The sequence below is a fragment of the Photobacterium panuliri genome (assembly GCF_059920555.1).
Genome location: NZ_CP197192.1, coordinates 3,373,745 through 3,393,906 on the forward strand (window position 1 = coordinate 3,373,745; position 20,162 = coordinate 3,393,906).

At 55.2% G+C, this 20,162-nt stretch carries 24 protein-coding genes; 5 read left to right on the forward strand and 19 right to left on the reverse strand.

Annotated elements, in window-relative coordinates; translation table 11 throughout:
* Positions 1-19: 19 nt before the first annotated feature.
* The 11 genes from acpS to rpoE all read right to left on the reverse strand — a co-directional run bounded on the left by acpS (position 20) and on the right by rpoE (position 9,104).
* Complete coding sequence (gene acpS / locus ACSF8X_RS15465; RefSeq protein ID WP_047878316.1) at positions 20-400, reverse strand: holo-ACP synthase; 381 nt, start codon at positions 398-400, stop codon at positions 20-22.
* Positions 400-1,131 (reverse strand): pyridoxine 5'-phosphate synthase, encoded by a 732-nt coding sequence (pdxJ, locus tag ACSF8X_RS15470; protein WP_047878317.1) that lies wholly within the window; start codon positions 1,129-1,131, stop codon positions 400-402. Before pdxJ ends, acpS begins: the two co-directional genes overlap by 1 nt.
* Positions 1,128-1,838 (reverse strand): DNA repair protein RecO, encoded by a 711-nt coding sequence (gene recO, locus ACSF8X_RS15475; RefSeq protein WP_047878318.1) that lies wholly within the window; start codon positions 1,836-1,838, stop codon positions 1,128-1,130. Before recO ends, pdxJ begins: the two co-directional genes overlap by 4 nt.
* Before the next feature lie 8 nt (positions 1,839-1,846).
* The gene (gene era / locus ACSF8X_RS15480) at positions 1,847-2,752 is read right to left on the reverse strand and encodes a GTPase Era (protein WP_047878319.1); all 906 of its coding nucleotides are present in this window, start codon (positions 2,750-2,752) and stop codon (positions 1,847-1,849) included.
* Positions 2,749-3,423: a ribonuclease III gene (gene rnc, locus ACSF8X_RS15485; protein WP_047878320.1), complete on the reverse strand. Its 675-nt coding sequence runs from the start codon at positions 3,421-3,423 to the stop codon at positions 2,749-2,751. Before rnc ends, era begins: the two co-directional genes overlap by 4 nt.
* A gap of 10 nt (positions 3,424-3,433) precedes the next feature.
* A complete protein-coding gene (gene lepB, locus ACSF8X_RS15490) occupies positions 3,434-4,333 on the reverse strand; it encodes a signal peptidase I (RefSeq protein WP_047878321.1) in 900 nt (299 codons plus the stop codon).
* Between the two features lie 157 nt (positions 4,334-4,490).
* Positions 4,491-6,287, reverse strand: coding sequence for a translation elongation factor 4 (lepA, locus tag ACSF8X_RS15495; protein ID WP_047878322.1), 1,797 nt, complete (start codon positions 6,285-6,287; stop codon positions 4,491-4,493).
* 76 nt (positions 6,288-6,363) lie between these two features.
* Positions 6,364-6,861: a SoxR reducing system RseC family protein gene (locus ACSF8X_RS15500; RefSeq protein ID WP_047878323.1), complete on the reverse strand. Its 498-nt coding sequence runs from the start codon at positions 6,859-6,861 to the stop codon at positions 6,364-6,366.
* A complete protein-coding gene (gene rseB / locus ACSF8X_RS15505; protein ID WP_047878324.1) occupies positions 6,858-7,832 on the reverse strand; it encodes a sigma-E factor regulatory protein RseB in 975 nt (324 codons plus the stop codon). Before rseB ends, ACSF8X_RS15500 begins: the two co-directional genes overlap by 4 nt.
* A 10-nt stretch (positions 7,833-7,842) precedes the next feature.
* Positions 7,843-8,502, reverse strand: a complete 660-nt coding sequence (locus ACSF8X_RS15510; RefSeq protein WP_047878356.1) for an RseA family anti-sigma factor — start codon at positions 8,500-8,502, stop codon at positions 7,843-7,845.
* A gap of 23 nt (positions 8,503-8,525) precedes the next feature.
* Entirely contained in the window at positions 8,526-9,104 is a 579-nt protein-coding gene (rpoE, locus tag ACSF8X_RS15515) for an RNA polymerase sigma factor RpoE (protein ID WP_047878325.1), read from the reverse strand.
* A gap of 497 nt (positions 9,105-9,601) precedes the next feature.
* On the opposite strand from rpoE, the gene nadB reads away from it, so the two are divergent.
* Entirely contained in the window at positions 9,602-11,221 is a 1,620-nt protein-coding gene (nadB, locus tag ACSF8X_RS15520; protein ID WP_500851196.1) for an L-aspartate oxidase, read from the forward strand.
* A 34-nt stretch (positions 11,222-11,255) separates the two neighbouring features.
* Here nadB and ACSF8X_RS15525 read toward each other — a convergent pair whose 3' ends face one another.
* From ACSF8X_RS15525 to ACSF8X_RS15535, 3 genes are all read right to left on the reverse strand, one after another.
* Positions 11,256-13,085 carry a methyl-accepting chemotaxis protein gene (locus ACSF8X_RS15525; protein WP_500850363.1) on the reverse strand — a complete coding sequence of 610 codons (1,830 nt, stop codon included), beginning with the start codon at positions 13,083-13,085 and terminating at the stop codon, positions 11,256-11,258.
* 122 nt (positions 13,086-13,207) lie between these two features.
* A complete protein-coding gene (locus tag ACSF8X_RS15530) occupies positions 13,208-13,573 on the reverse strand; it encodes a protein YgfX (protein ID WP_500850364.1) in 366 nt (121 codons plus the stop codon).
* A gap of 28 nt (positions 13,574-13,601) precedes the next feature.
* Positions 13,602-13,862 (reverse strand): FAD assembly factor SdhE, encoded by a 261-nt coding sequence (locus ACSF8X_RS15535; protein WP_500850365.1) that lies wholly within the window; start codon positions 13,860-13,862, stop codon positions 13,602-13,604.
* A 277-nt stretch (positions 13,863-14,139) separates the two neighbouring features.
* Between ACSF8X_RS15535 and ygfZ the strand changes: the two genes are divergently transcribed.
* The 3 genes from ygfZ to ACSF8X_RS15550 are packed head-to-tail and all read left to right on the forward strand — an operon-like array spanning position 14,140 to position 16,542.
* The gene (ygfZ, locus tag ACSF8X_RS15540; RefSeq protein ID WP_500850366.1) at positions 14,140-15,120 is read left to right on the forward strand and encodes a tRNA-modifying protein YgfZ; all 981 of its coding nucleotides are present in this window, start codon (positions 14,140-14,142) and stop codon (positions 15,118-15,120) included.
* Entirely contained in the window at positions 15,120-15,581 is a 462-nt protein-coding gene (locus ACSF8X_RS15545; RefSeq protein WP_047878332.1) for an aminoacyl-tRNA deacylase, read from the forward strand. The genes ygfZ and ACSF8X_RS15545 overlap by 1 nt, the downstream gene beginning before the upstream one ends.
* A 22-nt stretch (positions 15,582-15,603) precedes the next feature.
* Positions 15,604-16,542, forward strand: a complete 939-nt coding sequence (locus tag ACSF8X_RS15550) for a LysR substrate-binding domain-containing protein (protein WP_047878333.1) — start codon at positions 15,604-15,606, stop codon at positions 16,540-16,542.
* Between the two features lie 41 nt (positions 16,543-16,583).
* Here ACSF8X_RS15550 and nqrM read toward each other — a convergent pair whose 3' ends face one another.
* The 3 genes from nqrM to ACSF8X_RS15565 are packed head-to-tail and all read right to left on the reverse strand — an operon-like array spanning position 16,584 to position 17,556.
* Positions 16,584-16,784 (reverse strand): (Na+)-NQR maturation NqrM, encoded by a 201-nt coding sequence (nqrM, locus tag ACSF8X_RS15555; RefSeq protein WP_047878334.1) that lies wholly within the window; start codon positions 16,782-16,784, stop codon positions 16,584-16,586.
* Positions 16,781-17,257 (reverse strand): NifB/NifX family molybdenum-iron cluster-binding protein, encoded by a 477-nt coding sequence (locus ACSF8X_RS15560; protein WP_047878335.1) that lies wholly within the window; start codon positions 17,255-17,257, stop codon positions 16,781-16,783. The genes nqrM and ACSF8X_RS15560 overlap by 4 nt, the downstream gene beginning before the upstream one ends.
* Complete coding sequence (locus ACSF8X_RS15565) at positions 17,248-17,556, reverse strand: DUF134 domain-containing protein (RefSeq protein WP_047878336.1); 309 nt, start codon at positions 17,554-17,556, stop codon at positions 17,248-17,250. The genes ACSF8X_RS15560 and ACSF8X_RS15565 overlap by 10 nt, the downstream gene beginning before the upstream one ends.
* Before the next feature lie 525 nt (positions 17,557-18,081).
* On the opposite strand from ACSF8X_RS15565, the gene ACSF8X_RS15570 reads away from it, so the two are divergent.
* Positions 18,082-18,285, forward strand: coding sequence for a DUF1107 domain-containing protein (locus ACSF8X_RS15570; RefSeq protein ID WP_047878337.1), 204 nt, complete (start codon positions 18,082-18,084; stop codon positions 18,283-18,285).
* Between the two features lie 55 nt (positions 18,286-18,340).
* Here ACSF8X_RS15570 and gcvH read toward each other — a convergent pair whose 3' ends face one another.
* Positions 18,341-18,730 (reverse strand): glycine cleavage system protein GcvH, encoded by a 390-nt coding sequence (gcvH, locus tag ACSF8X_RS15575; protein WP_338048467.1) that lies wholly within the window; start codon positions 18,728-18,730, stop codon positions 18,341-18,343.
* Positions 18,731-18,948: 218 nt separating this feature from the next.
* Positions 18,949-20,160, reverse strand: a complete 1,212-nt coding sequence (locus ACSF8X_RS15580) for an FAD-dependent 2-octaprenylphenol hydroxylase (RefSeq protein WP_500850367.1) — start codon at positions 20,158-20,160, stop codon at positions 18,949-18,951.
* Between the last annotated feature and the right edge of the window lie 2 nt (positions 20,161-20,162).

The window sequence follows — 20,162 nt, forward strand, 5'->3', positions numbered from 1 at the left end:
TGTTTTATTTAACCCCAGACTAGCGCTCTAGGATCACGGTCGCAACCGCGTATTTCTTCTCGTCGGCAATGGTCAAATGAACATGGTTCACCCCCATCTGCGCCGCCAGCTCGGCAGCCTTGCCTGACAATGCCAGTACCGGCTTGCCGTATTCGTCATTGCTCACGGTAAAATCCTGAAAGCTCACGCCACAGGCGATACCCGTACCGATCGCCTTGGCTCCGGCCTCCTTGACAGCAAACCGCTTGGCCAAATAGCGCTCTTTCAATTTCAGGGAGTGGAAGATCGCCAATTCAGAGGGGGCCAATACACGCTCGGCGAACGCATCGCCACTGCGGGCATACACTTTGGTCACCCGCTCAATATCGGCGATATCCGTGCCCAATCCGACAATTGCCATTAGCGACGGGCATCCAGCATGATTGCCTTCATGTCGGCAACCGCTTTGTCCAGACCGTCGAACACCGCACGGCCGATGATCGAGTGGCCGATATTCAGCTCGTACAACTCAGGCAGAGCCGCGATCGGCTTGACGTTATGGTACGTCAGGCCGTGACCGGCATTGACCTTGATCCCCTTGTCATGGGCATAACTCGCCGCGGCCGCAATTTTCTTAAGCTCGGCCTGCTGCTCTTCCTCGGTCTCGGCATCGGCATAATGGCCGGTGTGCAACTCGATAAACGGCGCGCCACAGGCCACAGCCGCATCAATCTGGCCTCGGTCGGCATCAATGAACAACGACACCTTGATCCCGGCAGCAGACAACGCCTCGGTAGCCGCCTTGACCTTGTCCAACTGCCCGGCAACATCCAGACCGCCTTCCGTAGTCAGCTCCTCGCGCTTTTCCGGCACCAGACAAACAAACTCAGGCTGAGTTTCAAGGGCAATCTGCACCATCTCATCAGTCACGGCCATTTCGAGGTTCATCCGGGTCTGGATGGTCTCGCGCAGGATACGGACGTCGCGATCCTTGATATGGCGGCGGTCCTCGCGCAAATGGATGGTAATACCGTCCGCACCTGCACGCTCGGCGACTTCTGCGGCATGAACCGGATCCGGGTAGCGCGTCCCGCGGGCATTTCGCAATGTGGCAATGTGGTCAATATTCACGCCGAGTAAGATGTTGTTCATTTTCCGGTACTCCTTCCTCTAGGGATAAACAATTCCCTGCTTTTTAATGGCTTGCCGCCAAGAAATGGCTTAAGGGCGATACGGGTGAAACGCTTGGCAGCCCTGAGCTGCTCTGGGGTTTCAAACCGCCGTGCGGCTATCGCCTTAAGCTGTTCACCGGTGAAAGTCAGCTGGCCGATGGTCAGCGACGCAATAAAGCCACGCTGCTCCCGGTAGTTATACGTCATGGTATCGTCCACCGGCAGGCCACTACCCGCGCAATGGAAGAAGTCCACACCATAGCCAAGATGATCCAGCAGTGCCAGCTCAAAACGGCGCAATGCGGGCTCTGGATTCTCTGCCTGTGCCAGCTCGCGCAGCACGTTCAGGTAATCCAGAAACAGCACCTGATAAGGGGTATTGGGCTCGACAACCCGCGCCAACAGCTCGTTGACGTACATCGCCGAATAGAGGATATAGCTGCGCATCGGCAGGCCGATACTGATAGGCTCGGCATGGGTCAGCACCGGCATTGAGCCTTTGCCGGACCATTTCATAAACAGGGGGGTAAAGGGCTGGAGTGCCCCTTTGAGGTTGGAACGCTTGCGCCGCGCCCCTTTTGACAGGAGAGTAAGACGGCCTGCATCCTCGCTGAAGACATCGAGGATCAGGCTCGTCTCACTATAGGGACGAGAATGGAGGACAAAACAACGCTGTAGCCCTTCCATTACGGCCCTTATAGATCGTCAATATAGCCTAGGCTACGCAGTGCTCGCTCGTCATCGGCCCAGCCGGACTTCACTTTCACCCATAGCTCGAGGTAGACCTTGCGCTCGAACAGATCTTCCATATCAAGACGGGCCTCGCGGCCGATAGTCTTGATCTTCTCGCCGCCCTTGCCGATCACCATCTTCTTCTGGCCATTACGCTCAACCAGAATCAGGCCGTTGATATCAAAACCATCGGTATCCGGGTTGTAGTCGAAACGCTCGATCTCAACGGTTACCGAATACGGCAGCTCGTCACCGGTGAAGCGCATTAGCTTCTCACGGATAATCTCCGACGCCATGAAGCGCTGCGAACGGTCGGTCACGTACTCCTCGGGGAAGTAGAACTGGCCTTCCGGCAGGTGCTTGCGCACAATCTTCTCGACGGCGTCAATGTTGGTGCCGTGCTTGGCCGATACCGGTACGACATCGACGAAGTCCATCTTGCTCGCCAGCTCCTGAAGGTGCGGGAACAGATCGTACTTCTCTTTCACATTGTCGACCTTGTTGACCAGCAGTACTGTCGGCAGCTGGGACTTGGCCAGCTTGTTGAGTACCATCTCGTCATCCGCAGTCCACATGGTGCCGTCGACAAGGAACAATACCAACTCAACATCGGTCAGCGAGCTGCTCGCCGCACGGTTCATCAAACGGTTGATGGTACGCTTCTCTTCGATGTGCAGGCCCGGGGTGTCCACATATACCGCCTGGTAGCCGTCACGGGTATCAACACCCATGATGCGGTGGCGGGTCGTCTGTGGCTTGCGCGAGGTAATCGACAGCTTCTGGCCAACCAAGCGGTTGAGAAGGGTCGATTTGCCCACATTCGGTCGGCCTACAATGGCAATGAAGCCGCAATGTGTCTTGTCTGTCATGATTCTAACTGCTTAAGTGCCAGTTCTGCTGCTGCCTGCTCTGCCTTGCGCCGGCTGCCGCCCTTACCGATAACAGGCGCATCCAGCCCTGCCACTTCACACTGCACCGTAAATTCCTGGTTATGCGCTTCGCCGTGCACCTTGGTAACAACATACGCAGGCAACGGTTGGCGACGACCCTGCAGGCATTCCTGCAAACGGGTCTTAGGATCTTTCTGGTTGATACCCGGCTTGATCGTCTCTAGGCGGCTCTGGTACCACTTCAGCACGATTTTACGCACCATCTCGATATCGCTATCAAGATAAATTGCACCGATGATCGCCTCGACACAGTCAGCCAGAATCGAATCACGGCGGAAACCGCCACTCTTCAGCTCGCCCGGCCCCAGCAGCAAGTGGTCACCAAGATCAAACTCACGGCCCAATTCAGCCAGTGTCTTGCCTCGCACCAGTGTGGCACGCATCCGGCTCATGTCACCTTCGTCCACTTTAGGGAAACGGTGATAGAGATCGTCTGCGATCACAAAGCTCAGAATCGAATCGCCCAGAAACTCAAGGCGCTCGTTGTGTGTCCCGTTGGCACTGCGGTGTGTCAGTGCCAAGGTCAATAAATCCAGATTATTAAATTGGTAACCCAGCTTGCGCTGTAGTCTGTTAGCAGGAGTGGTCATTTTTTCCCGATCAGTTTATGCCACCGATGCGACTGAAACGCACACCGGTAGGAATCCAAGATGGAAGTGCACTGTCAGCACCTCGTTCAAACTCAAAGCTGATCCAGATCCCGACCGCTTTACCGACCAGATTGGCCTCTGGGACAAAGCCCCAGTAACGGCTATCTGCACTGTTATCACGGTTGTCGCCCATCACGAAGTACTGGCCTTCGGGTACGACCCATTCATTCACACCAGGACGCGGCTGATACATCATGGTACGGTCACGTTTGAGCGGGTTGATCAAGATCTGGTGATCATGTTTACCCAGCTGCTCGTTAAACTGCACCAAGCGGGTCATGCCCTGGCTAAATTCACTGTCAGTCATATCGAACAACGACACTGGCTTGCATTCGCTCGCACCTTTCGGGGCAATGCAAATTTGCTTATGGTCGCTGTAGCGCACGGTATCACCCGGCATACCCACTACACGTTTAATGTAGTCGACGCTTGGCTGCGGCGGAAATTTAAACACCACCACATCACCACGCTCAGGCTTGCCAGTTTCAACCAACTGATGGCGGAAAACCGGGTCTTTCAGGCCATAGGCAAACTTCTCAACCAGGATGAAATCACCAACCAACAAGGTTGGCATCATCGAACCGGATGGGATCTGGAACGGCTCATAAATAAATGAGCGAAATACCATAATTAACGCGATCACCGGAAACATTGAACTGGTCGACTCGACCCAGCTCGGTTGCGGTGCAACACGCTGTAGGGTTTCAGCATCCACCTGATCGCCGGCATTCGCCGCCGCCGCTTGAATTTTCAATTGACGTTTAGGCGCCCAGACAAATTTGTCCAGTGCCCAGATGATCCCGGTGACCAGCGTCGCCAGTACCAAAATAAGCGAAAAAGTATTAGCCATATTTATCCCTACTCAATGAACTACCAAGGGCGAGCTTTGCCCGCCGCTTGATAAAACAATGCAGCAAGACCAGCCCGCTGCATTGCCAGTTGTTACCGGTCAGCAAAAATAGTCGCACTCGCTACTATCCCGCTCGCCAGGAACAAGAGGTTACTGATTATTTGTCTTTGCCAACATGAAGAATGGCCAAGAATGCTTCTTGAGGCAGCTCAACGTTACCGATCTGCTTCATACGCTTCTTACCTTCCTTCTGCTTCTGCAGAAGTTTCTTCTTACGGCTCACGTCACCGCCGTAACATTTCGCAATTACGTTCTTACGCAGCTGCTTCACGGTTGAACGGGCAATGATGTGGTTGCCGATGGCAGCCTGAATCGCGATGTCGAACATCTGGCGAGGGATGAATTCCTTCATCTTCTCAACCAAGTCGCGGCCACGGTGCTGAGCGTTGTCTTTGTGGGTAATGATAGCCAGCGCATCGACGCGGTCGCCGTTAAGCAGGATATCAACACGTACCATGTCAGACTCTTCGTAACGCTGGAAGTTATAATCCAGTGACGCGTAGCCACGGGATGTCGACTTCAGGCGGTCGAAGAAATCAAGCACCACTTCAGACATCGGAATATCGTAAGTCAGGGCAACCTGGTTACCGTGGTAAACCATGTCAACCTGCATACCGCGTTTCTCGACACACAGGGTAATAACGTTACCTAGGTAATCACTCGGTACAAGGATATTACAGCGGGCAATCGGCTCGCCGACAACCTCGATGTCGTTGACCGCAGGCAGTTTTGCCGGGCTGTCGACATACATAGTCGTACCGTCGGTTTTCTTCACCTCGTACACTACGGTCGGTGCCGTGGTGATCAGGTCAAGGTCGTATTCACGCTCCAGACGCTCCTGGATGATTTCCATGTGCAGCATGCCAAGGAAACCACAGCGGAAACCAAAGCCCAGTGCCGCCGAGCTTTCTGGCTCGTAGAACAACGACGCATCGTTCAGGCTCAGCTTGCCAAGTGCATCACGGAAGTTCTCGTAATCGTCTGATGATACAGGGAACAGACCCGCATATACCTGCGGCTTCACTTTTTGGAAGCCCGGCAATGGTTTTTCACAGCCGTTTTTAGAATGGGTCAGGGTATCACCCACTGGCGCGCCAAGGATGTCCTTGATGCCACACACTACCCAGCCAACTTCGCCCGTACGCAAGACGTCTTTATCGACCTGTTTCGGGGTAAAGATACCCAGACGGTCTACACCCCAAGTCTGGCCGGTGCTCATTACCTTGATCTTGTCGTTCTTCTTCAGTACGCCGTTCTTGATACGAACCAGAGAGACAACACCCAGGTAGTTATCGAACCATGAGTCAATGATCAGCGCCTGCAGCGGCGCATCAGCATCGCCTTCTGGCGCTGGGATCGCCGACACGATGTTCTCAAGCACGTCGTCAACGCCCAAGCCAGTCTTGGCCGAACAACGGGTAGCTTCCATCGCATCGATACCGACGATCTCTTCGATTTCCTCGGCCACGCGCTCAGGATCGGCGGCTGGCAGGTCAATCTTGTTCAGGATCGGTACGACTTCCAGATCCATTTCAATCGCGGTGTAACAGTTTGCCAGTGTCTGTGCTTCTACGCCCTGACCGGCATCCACCACCAACAGCGCACCTTCACAGGCCGCCAGTGAACGCGATACTTCGTACGAGAAGTCAACGTGTCCTGGGGTGTCGATAAAGTTCAACTGGTAGGTTTCACCATCTTTGGCCGTGTAATCGAGCGTCACGCTCTGGGCCTTAATAGTAATACCGCGTTCACGTTCAAGGTCCATGGAATCGAGAACCTGGGCTGCCATTTCGCGATCGGAAAGGCCACCGCAAACTTGGATCAAGCGGTCAGATAAGGTCGATTTACCATGGTCGATATGTGCAATAATCGAAAAGTTACGAATGTGCTTCATGAATTGGCGTGACTAACTCGTGATTAAATGAATGGGATCAATAGATCAAGTTGACGGATTCTACCGAATTTCGCCGCTAGTCGCTATCCTTCGCTGCAGCATTTGTTATCAGATTGTCTGAAACAGGGCTACCTAGCACCCGTACAAGTGTTGGCTGATAGGCCGACTGCCCTTCAAGACGACGAGCATAGCGGCGAGCCAGCCACAATCCGCCGCCGGCAAAGGCAAACGCCGAGGCTATCACCCCAAGCTCTCCGCCACCGCTCAGCGACACAAACCACCACTGGCCAAAAATAGCACCCAGCACTAAGCATAGCAGAGGCAAGACATAGACCAGCAAAGCAGAAGTCAACATACTGCGCTCGGCAAGGCCGATTTCAACGGTATCCCCGACGTTGGCCTTGAGCTTGGTTGCGATGGTCAGCTCATGACGGCGGCCAGGCAGTGCCTTGCTGACCAAGCCTGTCCCGCAGCTATCGCGCGAGGCGCAGCTGCCACAGCTGGTTTGCTGCTGGCAGCTAACGGTAATACTTCCGCGCTCGACAGCGACCACGGTAGCCAGCGAACGCATCATTGCTCATTGCTCCCGCCATGCGCAAATACAACCGACTCGGCAACGCGCCGTGCCGTCGCCGGGGGAATATCTCCCACCACGGTCACTTCTTTGTCTTTGATCAGGTAGCTATGCAAGGTACGGCGTCCCTGGCGCACCAACTGTTCGCGCACGGTGAAGTTGTCAGCCGCCGAGATATAAATCGAGAAGCTGAACAAACCGTCGCTGAACATTTTGCTCTCAACCGGTCGGTCGGTCATCATCAAACGATGGCGGTTGCGCGACACCGACTCAAAGCCACGCGGCAGCCAACTGACCTTCCAGTTCAGATCGGCCTGTGGCTGGGGCGGCAACTGCACCACCGCCGGCAACTCGACGTTCTTGAGGCTTTTCAGGACATCAGCGACTTTCGGGTTGATCACGTACGATACGGCACGGTACTGCTCGAGCGGCTCGCCGTCGCGGTCCAGCAGGTCGGCTCGCATTACCAGCTTGCTGCGGGTATCAATCCACAACAAATAGGAGTAGCGGGCACCGTCTTTGGGCGCAATTCGAACCACATCACAGGCAACGCCGGCCTCGCGGGCCCGACCCATCGAGATAAAATCATAATATCCTGACAGCTCATGGATATCGCTGCGCATGATTGGCGGCAGCGGGGCAACCATCTTGTTGCTGTCAATCGTAAAAGGCTCCAGGCCCGGCTCGAAGTAACTCACTTCGTTGCCGCGCTGGATCACCTCGCGCGGCGGGCCGCTGAGATAGACCAAATGGGCATAGGTTTCCCCCTCTTCCAGCGCGTGCCGGTAACGTAGAGGCTCAATACTGTTTTTCTTGATTAGGATGTACGACAGCTCATAACTGAGCTCGCGGCTAGCCTCATCCATTTGATGCAACAAAGCCTCTGCTGAAGCGACAGGCTCTTCAGCAGAGGCTTGATATGGCATCGCAAGGCTGACCAGTGTCATCACACCGACCAGTAATTTCTTCATTTCCCCGCCATTAATTCGATTCAAGCAACGAACGGTCAATACTACCGTCTTCAGCATTCAAACGCAGCTGCAATTCATAATCCTGCAACATGGCGTTGATCCGGCGACGCTGTTCCATCACCTGCTCTTCGCTCGGGCCGGTATGGTGGCTTGTGCGCACAGAATCTCGCGTCAGGCTCACCGGCTCGGCGGTGCCTGAAAACGGAATGGTCTCCAGTACAGGAAGCTGGGTATCGGCTGTCGGCACCAGGCCGTCATCGCTACCATTGTATTGCTGCACCCCGACAATCACCGCCAGCGACACGCTTGCAGCCACCGCGACCTGACCCAGCTGGGTCAGCCAGGCTGGCATAAAGCGCTTGGCTTGCTGTGGCGTTGGCTGGGATTCAATACGCGCCTCGCGCGCCGCTGCCAGTTCGACCACTGGTGCCGGCTCGCTGACCAGAGGAGCTGTACCGGTATGCGCTGGCTCATCTTCCAGTGCCAGTGCTACCCTTGCCGCGATGTCCCAATCCTTGCTGTTCGGTGCCTCCCCGCGCATCACATCCCCAACGAGGTTGAAATGCTGCCAGGTTTGCTGGCTGTCTTCATCGACTGCCAATGCATTGATAATGCTCTGATCTAGCTCTTCGCCATCTAATAACGCGGAGATTTTTTCTTTATCAGCCATCTTTTTCACCGTTTGGCCTAACACTAGCGCTGCATAAGAGGACGGATGCGTTTTTCAACCGCCTCCCGCGCCCGGAAAATTCGTGATCGTACCGTTCCCACCGGACAGTCCATAACTTCTGCGATCTCCTCGTAGCTCAAGCCTTCCAGCTCTCGCAGGGTAATCGCCGTCTTCAAGTCATCAGGCAATCCTTCGATGGTACTAAAAACAACCCGCTTCAATTCATCTGACAACATCTGGCTCTCAGGGTTCGAAATTTCTTTCAACGCATTGCCCGACTCGTAATATTCAGCCTCTTCGGCATCAACATCCGAGGCCGGCGGGCGACGTCCCTGAGCAACCAAGTAGTTCTTCGCCGTATTAACGGCTATGCGGTACAGCCATGTATAGAAGGCACTCTCTCCCCGGAACGTCGGCAACGCCCGGTAAGCTTTGATAAATGCCTCCTGAGCAACATCCGGCACATCGCCGGGGTTGTTCACATACCGGGCAACAAGGTTGCACACCTTGTTCTGGTATTTCATCACCAGCAAGTTGAATGCCTGTTTGTCGCCGCGCTGTACCCGCTCAATTAATACCTGATCAGTTTGCTGCTCGCTCATCCGAGCGTGTACTCCTATATCAAATGCACTCGTCATTTTATCGCTATTGGCTCGCTTATCATTGCGCCAATTACCCAGTGCAATCCCATCAATCTGCTGATAGGTAGCTTACCATGTCCAATCCAAACGGAAGGATAAAACGGTATGAGCGTGAGCACTATTTATGACCCGGCGCAGACAATAAAGTTCCGCTGGAACGAAATAAATTTGCACATCAACGCGACTGGGACGATACCGCGAGTACCGCCTATGGGGGTTATACGGGGGATTATATACCCAAAACAGCCGAAACTGATTGTTACGGCTACAATTTGCGAATCCGGCACAGGGGTAAAGCCAACAGACGCCCCCGCCTTAACAGGCAACGCCCGATACCGATATTCATTCTCTCAGTTATACCAGCCAGATCCGCAAAATTGTGAAGCCCTAGTCAAAAATGAACAATTTGTTCAAAATTTGATAAGATGACCGCACTACCAAAGGGATATGGAATCATGATGAACGAAAACCGTGAACATCAATGCGATGTGCTTGTTATCGGAAGTGGTGCCGCAGGACTCTCACTGGCACTGCGCCTCGCCCCACTCGGCAAGGTAATCGTACTTAGCAAAGGACCGCGTAGCGAAGGGGCTACTTATTACGCGCAAGGCGGTATCGCCGCCGTCTTCGACGAGTCAGACAGCGTTGACTCCCATGTTGAGGATACCCAAATTGCCGGGGCCAACCTGTGCGACGAGGACGTGGTGCGATTCATTGCCGAGAATGCCAAGCATTGCGTCCAGTGGCTGATTGACGGAGGCGTCCCCTTCGACCAAGAAGGTAGCGGCAGCGATGGCAGCCCACGCTACCACCTGACCCGTGAGGGCGGCCACAGCCACCGCCGGATCCTCCATGCGGCAGATGCCACCGGGATGGCGGTACAGACCTCACTGCAAGACAATGTCCACCAGCACCCCAATATCACCGTCCTCGAGCGCCATAATGCCCTCGACCTCATCACCAACCAGAAGCTAGGTCGCCTCCACCAGCCAAACCGGGTACTCGGCGCCTACGTCTGGAACCGCAACCGCGAAGCTGTCGAAACGGTGCGGGCAAAATTTGTCGTCCTTGCCACTGGCGGCGCATCAAAGGTCTACCAGTACACCTCCAACCCCGATGTCTCTTCCGGTGACGGAATTGCCATGGCCTGGCGTGCCGGGTGCCGGGTGGCCAACCTCGAGTTCAACCAGTTCCACCCCACCTGCCTGTTCCACCCCGATGCCCGCAACTTCCTGCTGACCGAAGCCCTGCGCGGCGAAGGGGCTTACCTGCGCCGCCCTGACGGCAGCCGGTTTATGCTCGACTTCGACGAACGTGGCGAACTGGCCCCGCGAGATGTCGTCGCCCGTGCCATCGACTTTGAAATGAAGCGTCTCGGGGCCGACTGCATGTACCTCGATATCAGCCACAAGCCCGCTGATTTCGTGAGCAAGCATTTCCCGATGATCCACGAAAAGCTAATGACTTATGGCATCGACATCACCAAAGAGCCGATCCCTATCGTGCCAGCGGCGCACTACACCTGTGGTGGCGTAGTCGTAAACCAGAGCGGCCAAACCGACCTCGAGGGGCTGTATGCCATCGGTGAAGTGAGCTATACCGGCCTCCACGGCGCAAACCGAATGGCTTCCAACTCACTGCTCGAATGTGTGGTCTACGCGTGGTCGGCGGCCGAGAGCATCGCGGGCCAAATCAACAGTGTCAGCCTGCCGGATGAACTGCCCGGCTGGGACGAAAGCCAAGTCGGCTGCTCCGACGAAGAAGTGGTGATCCAGCACAACTGGCACGAGCTTCGCCTGTTCATGTGGGACTACATGGGTATTGTCCGCACCACCAAGCGCCTTGAGCGTGCAATGCGCCGGATCCAACTCCTCAAGGACGAGACCCACGAGTACTACAGCAACTTCCGGGTCTCCAACAACCTGCTCGAACTGAGAAACTTACTCGACGTCGCTGAACTGATGGTCCGCTGCGCCCTGAAACGAAAAGAAAGCGTCGGGCTTCACTACACCCTCGACTATCCCGAGGCGGCGGGTGATCCGCACCCAACCATCCTCACCCCGGATCAGCCCTGCTGATCCGGTTAGGTCTGGCAGCGGGCCCCCTCCGCTGTCAGACCCGGTAATTACTGATCGCACCGGCCAACTCAGCGGCATGCTGCGAAACCGTATTTGCCGCCACGGCGTTGTCCTCAACCAACGCAACATTGGTTCCGGCCAAATCGCGGATTGCCGTCACATTGGCCCGGATATCGTCCGACACCAAACTCTGCTGCTCGACAGCGGCTGCAATCTGGGTACTGGTATCCATAATCTGCTGCATATCCTCCATGATCAGGCGAATTTTGCCCTCGGCACCTTCGGCCTGACCAACACTCGTCTCACCCAGCTCACGGCAGTGGCCAATGTGCGTGACTACCTGCTCGATCTGGGTCTGGAGCGACTCGATAATCGATGTGATTTCCTCGGTCGACTGACTGGTACGCATCGCCAAAGAGCGGACCTCATCCGCCACCACGGCAAAACCACGCCCCTGCTCACCGGCACGGGCAGCCTCAATCGCCGCATTGAGCGCCAGCAGGTTAGTTTGCTCGGCAATAGTACGGATCACATCAAGCACGGCACCAATATCACCCGATAGCCCAGATAAATTCGCCACTTCGTCGCTCGCCTGTGCCAAGTCCTGCGACAGCCCGTCAACCTGATGCTTAGTCGCACTCACTTCCGCCAATCCCGCTTCGGCCCCTTGGTAACAACGATCGGCATTGCCTGCCGCCACTTCGGTGTTGCTGGCGATCTCCCTGATAGTCCCGCCCATCTGTGTGATGGCCGTCGCTACCGAATCAGTCTCCGCCAACTGGCGTTGCAGAGCATGCCCTGCCTCCTGACTACGAGATAACAGCAACTGAGATTCCGGCCCCAGCTCGGCAACCGCCTGCTGCACATTACCGACAAGCTGACTAAGGCTTGCAAGCAGATAATTGAAATTATTTGCCATCTCAGCCAACTCATCCTGCCCGTCGCCACACGCCCGGCGAGTCAGATCATGGCTTGTCGTGATCTCTGCCATCAATTGGCTCAAAGATGCCAGACGCCCTTGAATCGAACGTCCAATCGCCATCGACAACACCAGCAACCCCGATACCACGATAAGCACCGCAATCAACGTCGTTGCGGTCGTAGCCTTCTCGGCCTTCACAACCTCGGATTCAAGCTGCTGCTTGAGTTCAGCAAAAATAGCTTCGGCCTTGTGCGACAGGCTTCGAATCGCCCCCTGCAAACCGTGGTTCTGATCCAATCCGATCACCGCCAACTGAGCCAGCACAGCCTGCGCCTTGCGATGGTAGTTCGCATAGGCCTCCCCCAAAACAGGAGCAAGTTGTGCCGATTGCTCCTCCAGCTGCCTGTTAAAATCGTCGGCAGCGGCTTGGCTAGGGGCCAGTACCAGCATCTTGCCCGCACTCACCAACCGAAATACCGGCACCACAGCATACTGCTGTTCAGAAGCCTGAGTGATCAGATCGCCCGACGCCGCCAAGAATGCCCCTTTGACCCCCTCCTCGGCCAACAGCCCAAACACCTGATACCCCTCCATCAACACCATCATCCCACTTCGGTATTCATCCATTGCCTGCGCCATCGGTGTCAATTCAGGCAACGCGATACCCAGAGCTTCCCGTGTATGGTTGAGCGACTGCTGTAATTGCTGAAACTTGGCAAAGTTAGCCAAGAACGTCTCGCGATACTTCAAGGCACCGCGCATCAAAAAATCTTTTTCGTTACGGCGTAAGTTGAGCAAGGCAACTTCCATTTCACTCACAGTGGTAACCGCCTGATTGATCCGAACAATCCTGTCATTGGCCAACCAGCTTGCCGCCATCACGGCCACAAGAGCGACAACCGACAAGGCCGTCAATCCCAATAATTTATGTTTTATCTTCATCGGACTTCCCTTCTCAAATAATGGCAACCGACTTATATTCGGCTTTGAGACCATGTCGGCCAAGCACAAAAAAGCTTGAGGTAAAGAATGTGCCAGAGGGATAAAAAGAAAGGCCTGTATACTCAGGAAGCCACTAGATAGCGGGAAAATAACGCCAGACTCCGGTAATCCGGTTCACGACAACTACTCGGGGAGACCACCAGCCAGCCACGCTGCCCCTCTCGGCCACGCAGCTTAAGCACGATGACCACTGATGTGCATATTTTGGTCTGACAAACCAGCCAACGGTACCCTGCCCAGCCAACCGTCCCATCATGGTACAGGCAGAGCCGGCCACGATAGCGGCTGTAGTCGATGTGCCGGGCCTCAGCCTCATGGCACAACCACCATGACATCAGCAAGAAAAGCGGAATGGGGAAATCACTACGAAGGGAGGAGAACGCCAAGAAAAACAACGCACCGGCATACAAGGCTACCAGTGCGCTCAATAAAAAAATGGAAGGGCTCAGCCTGAAATCAGCGAAGCTTGCTGTTGTTGTGGGCAACAATCTTGTCAACCATCGCAGCAAGGGCAGGGTTGTCACTGCGGCCGTGGCGCATCATCCAGGTAAACAGATCAGGATCATCGCATTCCAATAACGCTATGAAATCCTGCTGCTCAGACTCCGGCAGCGCATCAAAGCACTCTTCGAAGAACGGCATAATGATCACATCCAGCTCTAGCATCCCACGGCGGCATGCCCACTTAACCCGTGCTTTTTCTTCTGCACTCAACATGTAACAACCTCAAATGTATTCCTTGAGCCCTGTACCGCATAGCGCTGATACCGGTCTCTGAGTGATATAGCTAGGGCCAATACTAGCAGCCCACCTCCATCTCGACCATGCGCCAGCGCAAGCAAAGCGCCAAGATGAGAACTTAGCGCCATTTTCGCCACGCCAACCCGCACCAATACCACTGCAGTCATCAGAGAGCTGACAAATTGCAGCCTTCGCTTTACCATATCTTCAAACCCATTCCTGCATGCCGCAGCAATTACAGTCTGGAATCCCTATGAGCACTTGGTCTGAAAACTACCTGTTCGATACTCTTTCCCTTTCATCCCACGACGCCCTGCCTCAACTGGCACTGGTTGACTTGGCAAATTGGGCGCTGGTTACCCTGATCGGTGACGACAAAAAGTCATACCTTCACGGTCAGGTTACCTGTGACGTAGTTGGCCTTGGTGCCGCCCAGTCAACCCTCGGCGGCCACTGTGATGCCAAGGGCAAGCTGCGCACCGTTTTCCGCCTGTTCCACCACAATGACGGTTACGGTTTCTTCCAGCGCCGCAGCATTCTGGCGACCCAATTACCGGAACTGAAGAAATACGCCGTGTTCTCCAAGGTCGATATCGCCGAGAGTAACGATGTCCTGCTCGGCCTGACCGGCCCGCAGGCGACCGAAACCATTGATGCCCTATTCGGTGCCGGCGATGCGGTACGTGCCATAACTGGCGGCAGCGCCGTACAAATCGACGACGAGCGCTGGCTATTGGCCCTTGAGCAAACTCATGCCAAGGCACTGGTAGAGAAGCTGGCACCACAGGCTACCCTGAGCGATGACGCGCTATGGGACCTGTACGACATCCGCCACGCAATCCCGCGCATCGACGATGCCACTGCGCTTGAGTTCATTCCCCAAGCCGTCAACCTGCAAGCACTCGGTGCAATCAGCTTCAAGAAAGGCTGCTATACCGGACAGGAAACCGTCGCCCGCGCCAAGTACCGCGGCATCAACAAGCGTGCAATGTACATCCTCAGCGGCCCGGCAGATCACACACCGCTGGCCGGTGATACGCTGGATCGTAATGTCGGTGACAACTGGCGCAAGGGCGGTACTATCATTGCTGGCTACCGTTTCAATGACGGGCAGGCAATTGCGCTGGCCGGCCTGCCGAACGATCTAGAAGAGGAAACACGCTTCCGCCTGGCTGACAGCGAGGCTATCTGGCACCGTCTTGCCCTGCCTTATTCTCTGGAAGACGACGCGTAATGATCACGCCAGTCACCCGTTACTTAGAACAAGAAGGCGTGGAATACCGCCTTCTTCCCCATCGCCAGCCAGCCAAAACCATCGAGGAGGCAGCCCGCGAGCGCGGCGTTGCCCCCGAGCAGATGGTCAAGTCGATACTGCTAAGGGATATGAGTGGATTCCACGTCCTGGCCTGCGTGCCCGGCCCGGCTCAGGTAGACCCGCGCAAGGTACGCGATATGTTCGGTTGCCGCCGGATGACATGCGCCGATGCCAGCGATGTCGAGAAAATTACCGGACTAATCATCGGCACCGTCGCCCCTATCGGGCTCAAGCAGCCCTTGCCACTGATCTTTGACCACACGATCACGGGCCATGACTTCGTCAATATCAGCAGCGGGGATCGGATGGCTGGCATTGAACTGGCCACCGACGATCTGTTGCTGCTCTGTGATCCGATGCTGGCCGATATCTGCCGCTAGACTCACAAATAAAGGAATGAACATGAGCGCAATCAACTGGCGCGGGGTCGACCTCAACTTGCTGGTCGCCTTCTCGGCCCTGATGGAAACCCGCAGCGTGACTAAGGCGGCCGACAAGCTATCCATCGGCCAGTCAGCCATGAGCCACAACCTCTCTCGGCTCAGGGGCCTGCTCGATGATCCGCTTTTCGAACGTCAAGGGCACCAGATGATTGCCACCGACAGGGCGCTGGAACTGGCCCCGGTTGTCGATCAGATTTTACAGATGGTCACCAGCCAGGTTCTGCGCCCCGGCACCTTCGTCCCCGATCAATACGACGGTACGTTCCGTATTGGCCTGACCGATTACGCCGAGCTGCTGTTTGCCCCAGCCCTGTTCGACGCCATCCAGGCTGCCGCGCCGCGCAGCCAGCTGAGTTTTTGCAATGTAGACCGCAACAACTACCAACGTGCTGCCGAAGAGCAGAAAATCGACCTGATTATTGGCAGCATGACCGATATCCCCCGCGAGTTCGACCACCAATACCTCTATACCGAGGATCATGTCTGCCTGTTTGACCCCAGTGCAACCGGGCTGGGCAGCCCCATCGACCTCGCCCGCTACATCCAGACCCCGCAAGCCTTGGTCACCCCAGACGGAAAACTGGCGACAAACGTCGACAACCAGTTGCAGCAGCAAGGCTTCCAGCGCCACATCGCTGTCGGCTCAAGTAGCTTCCTCACCATCCGCCACCTTCTGACCGGACGCAACCTGCTCTGCGTTGTTTCGACCCTGATGGCAAAACTGGATGTGTTCCATGACAACCTCTGCCAATGCAGCCCTCCGGTTCACATCCCCGATTTCGATATCAACATGCTCTGGCTCCAGCGCAATGCAGCCCACCCCCGTCAGGAATGGCTGCGCCGCTGTGTTCACCATGCAGTGACCGAACGGGTAGAAGAACTGCGCAAGCTGCACTGATCAAAAAAGGCCGGTAGTCACCGGCCTTCAACGAACCCCATTCAGGAGACCTTGTCTCCCGGCTCTTGGATCTGGTAGAGCTTGTGCTCATCGCAAGGCTCCTTGCAACCGCACTCCTTTTCGACCCCGACATTGGCCAAGCCACCACAGCTGCCCTGAATCGATTTGCGTTTCACCACCCAACCAATGGCCATGCCCGCAATCACCAGCAGAAAAACAATCACCGTCAATAGGTATGTCATCGTGTGAACCCTCCTAAGCGAAACAGGCCACCGGTTAGTCGCGGCGCATGTCCCTTCATGCCAATTTTAGCAGGTGCCGCCTTTTTCTTGCTGCCGCAACCACAACCACAGTCGCCTTTCTCACGTTTGCAGGGACGCCCCTGCTCGGCGGCCGTCAGAGCCTCGCGGGCTACCTTGCCGGAGACAATCGCCTCCAGCGGCGAGCGCGGGGCAACTCGGCTGACCTGCCAGCCGGCATTGAGCAAACGGGCCAGTGAGCGCTGACCGATATTGCCAACCACTAAATGGGTCACCCCGTATTCGGCCAACTGACGCTGGATCAGCTTCTTGTGCTTACAGCCGACCTCGCGACTGCCGCTGTTCTCAACTTCCGCGACCTGCACACCTTTATCATCAAACAGCAAGAATGCTGCAGCCTTGCCAAAATGGCCAGCCACTTCCCTGCGGGCAGTAACGGCAATTGCTAACGACATGTTGTTTCCTTCTCTGTAACGGTGACCGGCTCTAATTCGAGAGCCATCCCATTGACCAGGGCCTTGGCGACTTTGTGTCGGGCACTGGCGATAATATTGCCTAATGTTTGTCGGGAGACCCCCAACTGGCGAGCGGCCTCAAGCTGGTTATGACCATCTCGGTCAACCAGTTTAAGGGCCTCAAGCTCGTCAGCTGCCAACATCAAGGTCGGGAGCTGGGACATCGGCACCCCATTGGGCTTATAGCAGCTATAAGCCGGGCGGCAGCTGATCCGCCGCTGTAGTTTGGGTCTTGGCATTGTGTCCCCCTATCATATTCACTACCTTATTATTGGCATATGCCAATAACTTGTATTGATCTAGCGCAGACGGATGCCATGTTTCCCGTTGCCAGCACAATTCCAGCGAAAAAAAGCCTATGCCAATGTGCAACGGGCAAAGAGGCAGATCAGACCATTTAACTTCATCAGCATTTTCTCCTGCCACCTCCCCCTTTCTGCCTGGCAAGCTACCGATCATATGGAAAAATCACCGATAAAAGATCTGTTCGGGCTGTGTCGACGCGAAGGGGAATCCTATTTAAACCATTAATAAATAGGAGTTAATTGGGAATCATTCAGAAGAGCGTGAATAATATGCAATGGTGCACATTTGTTATTGAGAGATATGAAGCAGAATAAAATTCTGCATTGATACTTTGATTAAAAAGAATTTATAAATCAAGATCTCTTTAACATCGCGATTATGCTGAAGTCGTCACAAAAGGTTCATGCATGTTGTTTTATAATTTGCGACGACGTTGGCAAAAGGAAGGTTGGCAAAATATGCGCATGTTCAAACACTACGTGCCCCAGATGATCGCAAAGCACGTTAGTCGTTTATTCCGTGGAAGGATCTACATTGATGGCAGGGGGGGCTACGAGTTCCAAAATGGCCAGTTGCTTGTACCTATCAAGGCCCAGCAACACCATTTTCAAACCGTAAAAGAAATCAACAGTGAAATAAGGCGCTTGAAAGAATACGCCTAATCCCATTCCTGTCTGCGCAGCAAGCCCACCTCGGTGGGCTTTTTACTTATCACCACTAGTCGTCGCTATCCTCGTCGATCAAATCAAGATAGCTATCTGCATCAAGCAAATCTGCCACCTCGCTTTCATCATCCACTTTCAATTGAAACAACCAGCCGTCACCATACGGATCGCTGTTTACCAATTCTGGGGCCCCCTCCAATTCTTCATTAACCGCGACGACATAGCCGGTAAGCGGCGCGTATACATCCGTGGCAGCCTTTACCGACTCGGCCACAGCACAGTCTTCCCCTGCCTCTGCGGCAGCATCTATTTCCGGCAGGTCGACAAACACCATATCCCCCAGCATTGACTGGGCATGATCAGTGATCCCGATGGTATATACCCCATCCCCCTCGGGGCGTACCCACTCATGGGTATTGGTAAACTTCAACTCAGAAGGAATATAGCTCATGGTTAAACTTCCCTTTGAAAGCCTGCCTTTTGCCACACGCACTTGCGAACAAAGCAGAAACAAGACATACAGAGGGCCTTTTGCCGCCCTCGGCCACGAGCAAGCCACCTCGGCCCGCTCTACTGATATTTAATGTAGGAGAAAAAGTCCCAAAATGAGTAATAAAAAATACCAACAAAAAAGCCGCCCGAAGGCGGCTTGGCAAAACATCAACGGGGACGGGCCAATTCGGGTAAATGACCACTCAGCCCTAATGCCCGGCGCATGAATTCGTCTTTCAGGCCCGGGGCCTTGTCGACGAACAGCATACCGATATCACGGACCAGCTTCTTGGCCGGGTGACTTCCGGAAAAGAGGTCTCGGAAAGCTTGCATGGACGCAATCATCTTGGCCGCCTCTGCTTTTCGCCATCGTTCATAAGGGCGCAGATTAGCCTTGGCACCGATATCTTTATCTTGCTGCCACAGCGCCTTGATTTCCTGAGCCAAGCTCGCGGCATCCAACAGACCAAGGTTCACCCCCTGCCCCGCTAGTGGATGAATGGTATGGGCCGCATCTCCAACCAAGGCCACCCGCTCACGCACAAAATCACGCGCATAACGCATTCGCAGCGGGAACGCCTGACGCTCACCTTCCACCTGGCACAAGCCCAAACGGTGATCAAAGGCCGCGGTCAAGTGCTTGTTGAACGCCTGCTCCGGCATTGCCACCAACTCGGCGGCACGCTCGGGCGGCAGCGACCAGACAATCGAGCACAGATCCGGCTCGCCCAGCGGCAAGAAGGCCAACGGCCCATCAGGGCGGAAAATCTGGCGGGCGGTCTGACCATGCGGATCACTACAGCGAATGTTGGCAACGATCGCGCTGTGGCCATAATCCCAGTGAGTCAATGGGATATCCAACTGCTGGCGTACCCAAGAATTCGCACCATCGGCACCGACCACCAGCTTGGCCGTCAGGTGCTTGCCCGATGCCAGACTGAGCCAAGCCTCATGCTCACCGAACGCCATGCTCTGACACTGCTCCGGCATCATCAAGGTCACGTTCGGCAATTGGCTCACCCGGTCAAGTAAGGCCAGCTGAATCACCCGGTTCTCGACGATATGGCCGAGATCCGGCTGGGCGAGTCGGGCTGCATCAAAGGCAATCCGGGCAAAGCTGTCCTGCTCCCAGACTTCCATCTTGTCATAGGGGGCCATCCGGCGTGCCTCAATCCCCTGCCATGCCCCGACCTGACGCAAAATACGCTCACTGGCTCGGCTCAGGGCCGAGACTCGGATATCGGGCAGAGCGGACAATTCCCGCTCAGGCTCACGCCCCTCGATCACCGCTACCCGCAACTCGGTATCGGCCAATGCCGCAGCCAGAGCCAATCCCACCATTCCGCCGCCAATAATGGCGACATCCACATTTTGCATCATGA